Raw genomic sequence first — 6479 nt, 5'->3', positions numbered from 1 at the left:
GAAATATCAAGAACAACATCTACGGACTGATCTTGAAGGGGAATCTTCATGAAGTCACAAGCGATCAAAACAAGGTCAAAGGATGCTGGTGTAACAGCAAGTCTTCTCTGTAGCCATTTTAGCCTTCCAATATCGTGGTCAACGGCAATATAGCGATTGCTGGTTCCAATGCTTTCATAGAAATACCGCAGAAAGAAACCATGACCTACTCCGAGATCCAGAAGGTTTTTATGGGCATATCCAGAGAGATTTATATTTTTATAGGCCCATTCGAAACTCTTGTAGAGCTTACTCAAGTAATTGTAGTCTGTATGGGTTATGTAATCTTCCATATAGTTGCTTTCAAGACTATCGAGCGCCTTGGTTGAAATCAGGTCTAGAGGATCGACGATAAGGATACCCTCTTCAATGGTGTAGGACACACCACAAGCACAGGTAAGCCTGCCCGAGACGATCTTTTGATTGACAACAGCCCCTTCACTTAAGATCATGGATGACCTGCACTTGTGACAGGCGATTTGTTCTATAAACGGAAAGGAAATTCCGAATGTGGTCTGAACATCAGGTTTTTGAGTGGCATCGTCAAGTTCTTTAACTGCATTTTTTAATTTGATGCTCATTTGGTCAAGCTGGTAGATGGTTGCTGTGATTTCGCTCAGTTTATGTTCGAAAAAGGATTGATAATAGAGGCTTTTTTCATAACCAGTAAGCCTTCCGATCCTTCTCAAAATTAAAAGATTTTGGATTTCGTGAAGTGAGAAGCCAAGGCTTTTGAAATGAATGATTTCATTGAGGTCTGTCTGGCATCGGTCGTCAAAATCATATTGAGAACCCACCTTTTCAGGGACAATCAAATCGAGTGACATATAATGTCTAATGGTATCAATTGTTAAGTTGTTATGTGTAGCAAAAGCACCGATTTTCATCTTAAACCCTCGTATGTTTTGTCTTATATCTATTATACAGATAAATGCAATTACGTTCAAACGATTGGATTCATATGTTATTATAATAAAAGAGAATTTTATTTATTTTTACGAAAGAGGCTGCTTATGAAGCTGTTAATATGCGATGATGAACCACAAATCTTAGAAAATATGGTCAATATGACTAAGGCCTTTGATGCCTTTCCGATAAGCGTATACCGTGCAGGAACTTCCTTGGAGGCCCTATCCCTAATTCAGCGTGAATCGTTTGACGCTGTTATTCTTGATATTGATATAGATGAGCGCAACGGCATTGAACTTGCTAAAATGTATCGTAAATATAGCCCAAGAGGATTGGTTGTTTTTGCCACCAGTTATGAAGCCTATGCCTTTGAAGCATTTCAAGTTGAAGCCCTTAAATATTTGATAAAACCCATCAGCAAGGATGATTTTGAGGCACTGCTTAATTTCATCAATCTCAAACTGGAAGAGCAGATGTTTATCGAAAATCACATGTCCAAGACCATTGCGATAAGGGTTGATGGCGAGCAAATTTTGTTGAGGCAGTCGGAAATTATATACATTGAAAAGATCGGTAAGAAAGCGGTCTTCTACACATTAAATGGAAGGTTCGAGGTAAGGGAAACCATAAAGGACATACATTTGAGATTGTCAGATGACATGTTTCTCAAAAGCCACCAAGGTTATCTTATAAATGTCGATCGAATTTATAAACTTGAGCGATACACGGTTTACATGGGGGATGAAAAAATGCCAGTACCTGTGAGCAAAGCCAATGTGGAAAATGTACAAAATGCGATTAAAAGAAAGCTGTGGGGGGACTAAGTCATGGAATGGCTGATCATTGAAAACGCGATAAATCTCTTTGAAATGTTCATTGTCTTACTATTTCTTAAAAAGCAATTTTCAAAGATTAAAGAGACAAAATTTATTGATGATTTGATACTTGTAACAGTAGGTGGTGCGATTTTATCCTATTTAAATCATATTTTTGAGACGGGATCAATCTATGTGATGCTGATCATGTTCGTCTACTGGCTGGGTATAGGCATTTGGCGATATGGCAAGCGCAATATCCTTAAAATTGTACTCGCTATTATAACCGTGGACCTCATCTTGATTGCCTGTGAGATTGTGTTTATTGTCTTAATGGGATTGTTCTTTGACATAACGCCCATGATGATTGCAAGTCTTGGATCAGAACGCTTTATTGTAGCCATCAACAGCAAACTCTTGGCTTTTTTAGTGGTCAACACACTTAGAATCACAAAGCTCGATACAGGGGTGGGTAAGCGCTACCAGTCCCTCATACTAATATTGATGTTTATGCTCAACATCATTGTCGCATTTTTTGTGGCAGATATTTATAGGCAGTATGTGGTCAGTGACAAGGCAAATCAAAGTGTTCTGGTATTGAGTTTTGTCATGCTCATCTGTAACATTTTAGTCCTTTTTGTCAGCAATATCGTCTATAAAAATACTCAGGTCGAGATTGAAAAGAGGATGGTGGAGTTGTCACTGAGCCAACAGAGCATTCAAGTATCAGCGCTTAAGGCTGTTATGGCAGAAGTCAGAAGAAATCAACACGACTATAAAAATCATTTTCAAGCAATCAGTACCATGGTGCAACATGATAAGAAAAATGAAACGGTTAAGTACATTGAAACTTTAATTGGCGAGCAGGCAAAGCTCGATGGACATCTGAGAAGTTCAAATACAGCGGTGGCCCTTATTTTGGATCAGAAGATTAATGAGGCGCGCTTAAAAGGCATTCAGGTGGATAGAGAGGTTGTTCTGCCGAGCACTCTTAATACACTGGACTACAGCTTGGCAATTATTATCAGCAATTCGATGGACAATGCCATAGAAGCCTGCGAAGCAGTATCGGGTCAACCGACCATTAAAGTGAAGCTTTTTATGAAAAAAGGTTATATCAACTACTATGTCGAAAATTCATCAAATGGTGAATATCATCGTGAAAGTGGTCGTTTGATCACCCATAAGAAGGAAAGAGAGCTTCATGGTTATGGCCTTAGAAATATTGAAGAACTCATCAACAAGCATCATGGTCTATTTGAAATTCAGGCCCTTGAAGATCGGTTTATTTTAAAGTGTAGCATTCTAGCAGAATCAAATGCGCTATAGTGGCGCTTGTTCCAAATAGGACGCAAATCGTTCCAAATAAGCCACATGCCTTGTCAGCATTTACAGACACCCTATATAATAAGGTCAGACGCGAGAGAAAAAAAGAAAAGCGTTAACGGGAAAAAAATCATCTTCGGGGTGTGATTCATTTGATCCAAACACTAGCGAAAAAGATTGGACAGCATTTTTTTAAAGATCAACTCAAAAATGAGTATGAACAGGCAAAGTTTGAATACGGCTTACTTTTATTCATTGAAATTCTATTGGATATCATTGGATTTGTAATCCTTGGCTTACTATTTGACTGTTTGGATCTCCTTGTGGTCTATCTGACGACTTTCGGTATTGTTAGGATGAATGCAGGAGGCTATCATGCGAAGACCTTTATTGGTTGTTTTCTATCAATAAGTGGATTGGCATTGGTCTCAATTGAAATTATGTCGCTTTATAGTGGACATCATTTCACATATTTAATATTAGGTGTGCTGTCCGGTGCTCTTATAATGATAATGGCACCCCTTGACACCGAATCAAAACCTTTAAGCGACAAACGCAAGCAAAAATGCAAGGTCAAAACGATTTATTTTACACTTGCTACAATTATGATAAGTATATTCCTTTACGTATTAGGCTATTCAGAGGGTTTCAAAATGATGAGTCTTGCACTCTTGGGTCAAATGCTCACAATGATACCACTCTTTTATAAATACAAGAAAGGGGAAAAATATTATGAAAAATTGTTTTAAAAAAATGAATCAGGTTTTTGTAATGGCCGTATTGGGTCTTGCAGTAACCAATCTTAGTTCGGCTTGTATGTTTTGGGTACATCAACCAGAAGTTCCAAATTGCTTGAGGGAAACAGATTAATAAGTAGACTTCTTAACCTTTATAAACTCCTAGACAATTTAAAAAAATAGGATTTGAGGCCAACCCATAGCCCAAATCCTATTTTTTTAAACGCCTCTTGGGTAAGGCTCACTCCAATTGGCAAGGCTTATCTCATAGAAATTAGAGAAATGGAAGGTGTAAATTACAAATGGTTCATCAGGTAATTAAAAACGTCCTAAAATTGACCTTGGCTGGGGCTTCAGTCCTCTTGCTGTTTTTGTTATTCTCCTCGGAGAGTATTACCTTTAGCGTACCCTACTCCATCACTGATTTCTCGACCTTCATGGATTCTCAAGCGATTTATAGACCGGTGGAGACAGAGTCGGAGAGTGGTTACTATCAGTCCCAAGAATTCGAAGCCTATGAACGCCAATTCTTAGTAGAACAAGCCCATGTCAATCTCAGCATCATAAAATACGAAACGGCAGAGAGAGCCCAAGAAATATATGACCTGTTAAAACATCAAAACGTCATTAAAATGACTTTTGACATAGATGGTAATTCATACATAAGATATAAAATCGGAAATACAAACTTTTGCGCATGGCACAACCAAGAGACGGTTGTGATCATAAAATCTGAAAACAGACAAGCGCTTCAAAATTTTAAAAACTACATCATTAAGGCCTTTGGTTAGATTTAAGATAGAAAATAGGTGAAGTTTTTCGCAATTATCTCAATTTGTTTGTTATACCCCATTGAGCCTCCCCAGTGCCCCTACCTAACGCGGTTGGAGGCTCTTTTTTTTACAAGTGAACATGTATTTAATTATGGCTAAATAAAGTCTATAATAGTAGTGACAGGAGGATTGAGATGAAAATAATACATTCGGCAGATTGGCATTTAGGAAAGTTAATCAACAACGTTTTTATGACTGAAGATCAAGCATATATATTGGACCGATTAAAAGATAGACTTATAGAAACCAATGCAGAAGTGCTCATTGTGGCTGGAGATGTTTATGATAGAAGCATTCCACCTGTTGAAGCAGTGTCTCTATTGAATGCATTTATATCAGATATAATTGAAACTTTGAGCATAAAGGTCATTATGTGCAGCGGTAACCATGATTCCAGTGAACGTTTGTCTTTCGGTTCAAATCTCTTGAGGAAGAAAGGTCTCTATATCGTTGGCAAATCAGAGCAAGGTTATGAAACCATTACGCTGAAAGGCAAAATGGGTGAGACGGTGGCCTTTCATGTCATTCCATATATGACAGCCTTTGAAGCACGCCAGCGATTTGATCAGACAGACATAAAGTCAAGTGATGATTTAATGGGCCACATAACAGATGCGATCAAGAAAGACATGGATAAGACTGTCCAAAATGTTGTGGTTGGACACGGCTTTATAGTTGGTACTGAGATGCCAGAGGAGAGTGACTCTGAAAGGCCTCTTAATATTGGGGGGACAGATGCGATTTCATTTAGGCATCTGGTGGACTTTGACTATGTTGCTCTGGGTCATTTACACAACCCTCAAAAGGCAGGTCGAGAGTATATCCGATATTCAGGCTCACTTCTGAAGTATTCTTTCTCTGAAAATCAAGCGCAAAAAGGCATTGTAGAAGTTGACCTAAAAGCACCAGGAGAAAAGTCGGTGAACTTCATCTCCCTTAACCCCCTTAGAGATATGAGGGTTATAAAGGGGCCTCTCGAAGGATTAACCTCAAGCGAAGTTGCCCTAGAACACAATAATGAAGACTATATTCACGCCATCCTAACAGACAGGGGTGCCTTGATGGATCCTATGAATACGCTAAGGAGCGTTTATCCCAATATTTTATCTATGGAAATTCAAGCCAGTGAAATCAATGAAAACGTGAATGAAAACTTAGAGATTAGACGCGAGAAGGACCCCGTAAATTTGTTTGATATGTTCCACCAAGTAATAGAAGGCACTGAACTTGAAGACCATGAAAGAACATTTATTGAGGAAATTGTTGAATATGCTATAAAGGGGGAGGCTTAAATGAGACCAATTACATTAACCATGGAAGCCTTTGGGCCTTTTTCCAATATTGAAACCATTGAATTTGAAAAATTTAAGGACAAGGGGATCTTTTTAATCACAGGACCAACGGGTGCTGGGAAGACCACCATCTTTGACGCCTTGATCTATGCCCTCTATGGTGTCTCGTCAGGTGATCAAAGAGATGCGGAGAGTTTTAGAAGTGATCATGCAAAGGCGGACCAGCTGACATCCGTGACCCTGAACTTTGAACTTAAAGGCAAAAAATATCAGATTAAGAGAATTCCCAAGCAAATGCGCGCAAAGTTGAGTGGTGAAGGGCTAACGATTCAAAATGCAGATGCAGAACTTACTGGGGACGGTCTTGTTCTCTCAGGGGTAAAGGATGTCACAGAAAAGATTAACCAGCTATTTGGATTAAATGCTGAGCAGTTCAGGCAGATTATGATGATTCCGCAAGGTGAGTTCAGACGCCTGATTTTAAGTGACAGTAAGGAGAAATCGGAGATCTTCAGAAAATTATTCGGT

At 38.8% G+C, this 6479-nt stretch carries 8 protein-coding genes; 7 read left to right on the top strand and 1 reads right to left on the bottom strand.

Features of this window, described 5'->3' with window-relative positions; all coding sequences use genetic code 11:
* Positions 1-926: MerR family transcriptional regulator (locus tag AC220I_RS16345; protein ID WP_486724930.1), on the bottom strand; the 926-nt coding region annotated here is incomplete at its 3' end.
* A gap of 126 nt (positions 927-1052) precedes the next feature.
* Here AC220I_RS16345 and AC220I_RS16340 point away from each other — a divergent pair.
* The 7 genes from AC220I_RS16340 to AC220I_RS16310 all read left to right on the top strand — a co-directional run.
* Positions 1053-1772: a LytR/AlgR family response regulator transcription factor gene (locus tag AC220I_RS16340; protein ID WP_486724929.1), complete on the top strand. Its 720-nt coding sequence runs from the start codon at positions 1053-1055 to the stop codon at positions 1770-1772.
* Positions 1773-1775: 3 nt separating this feature from the next.
* The gene (locus AC220I_RS16335; RefSeq protein WP_486724928.1) at positions 1776-3092 is read left to right on the top strand and encodes a sensor histidine kinase; all 1317 of its coding nucleotides are present in this window, start codon (positions 1776-1778) and stop codon (positions 3090-3092) included.
* Positions 3093-3241: 149 nt separating this feature from the next.
* The gene (locus tag AC220I_RS16330) at positions 3242-3838 is read left to right on the top strand and encodes an accessory gene regulator ArgB-like protein (RefSeq protein ID WP_486724927.1); all 597 of its coding nucleotides are present in this window, start codon (positions 3242-3244) and stop codon (positions 3836-3838) included.
* Positions 3822-3959: a cyclic lactone autoinducer peptide gene (locus AC220I_RS16325; RefSeq protein WP_486724926.1), complete on the top strand. Its 138-nt coding sequence runs from the start codon at positions 3822-3824 to the stop codon at positions 3957-3959. Before AC220I_RS16330 ends, AC220I_RS16325 begins: the two co-directional genes overlap by 17 nt.
* 169 nt (positions 3960-4128) lie before the next feature.
* A complete protein-coding gene (locus AC220I_RS16320; protein WP_486724925.1) occupies positions 4129-4617 on the top strand; it encodes a hypothetical protein in 489 nt (162 codons plus the stop codon).
* 176 nt (positions 4618-4793) lie between these two features.
* Positions 4794-5951, top strand: coding sequence for an exonuclease SbcCD subunit D (locus AC220I_RS16315; protein WP_486724924.1), 1158 nt, complete (start codon positions 4794-4796; stop codon positions 5949-5951).
* Positions 5952-6479: AAA family ATPase (locus AC220I_RS16310; RefSeq protein WP_486724923.1), on the top strand; the 528-nt coding region annotated here is incomplete at its 3' end.

The sequence above is a fragment of the Fusibacter sp. genome (assembly GCF_057447755.1).
The sequence above is the reverse complement of the archived record's forward strand: the minus strand, read 5'-3'. Positions and strand labels throughout refer to the sequence as shown.

Bases quoted from the DNA above. Each gene is read 5' to 3' on its own strand.
- AC220I_RS16340 (WP_486724929.1), top strand. From the start codon at position 1,053: ATGAAGCTGTTAATATGCGATGATGAACCACAAATCTTAGAAAATATG.
- AC220I_RS16335 (WP_486724928.1), top strand. From the start codon at position 1,776: ATGGAATGGCTGATCATTGAAAACGCGATAAATCTCTTTGAAATGTTC.
- AC220I_RS16325 (WP_486724926.1), top strand. From the start codon at position 3,822: ATGAAAAATTGTTTTAAAAAAATGAATCAGGTTTTTGTAATGGCCGTA.
- AC220I_RS16320 (WP_486724925.1), top strand. From the start codon at position 4,129: ATGGTTCATCAGGTAATTAAAAACGTCCTAAAATTGACCTTGGCTGGG.
- AC220I_RS16315 (WP_486724924.1), top strand. From the start codon at position 4,794: ATGAAAATAATACATTCGGCAGATTGGCATTTAGGAAAGTTAATCAAC.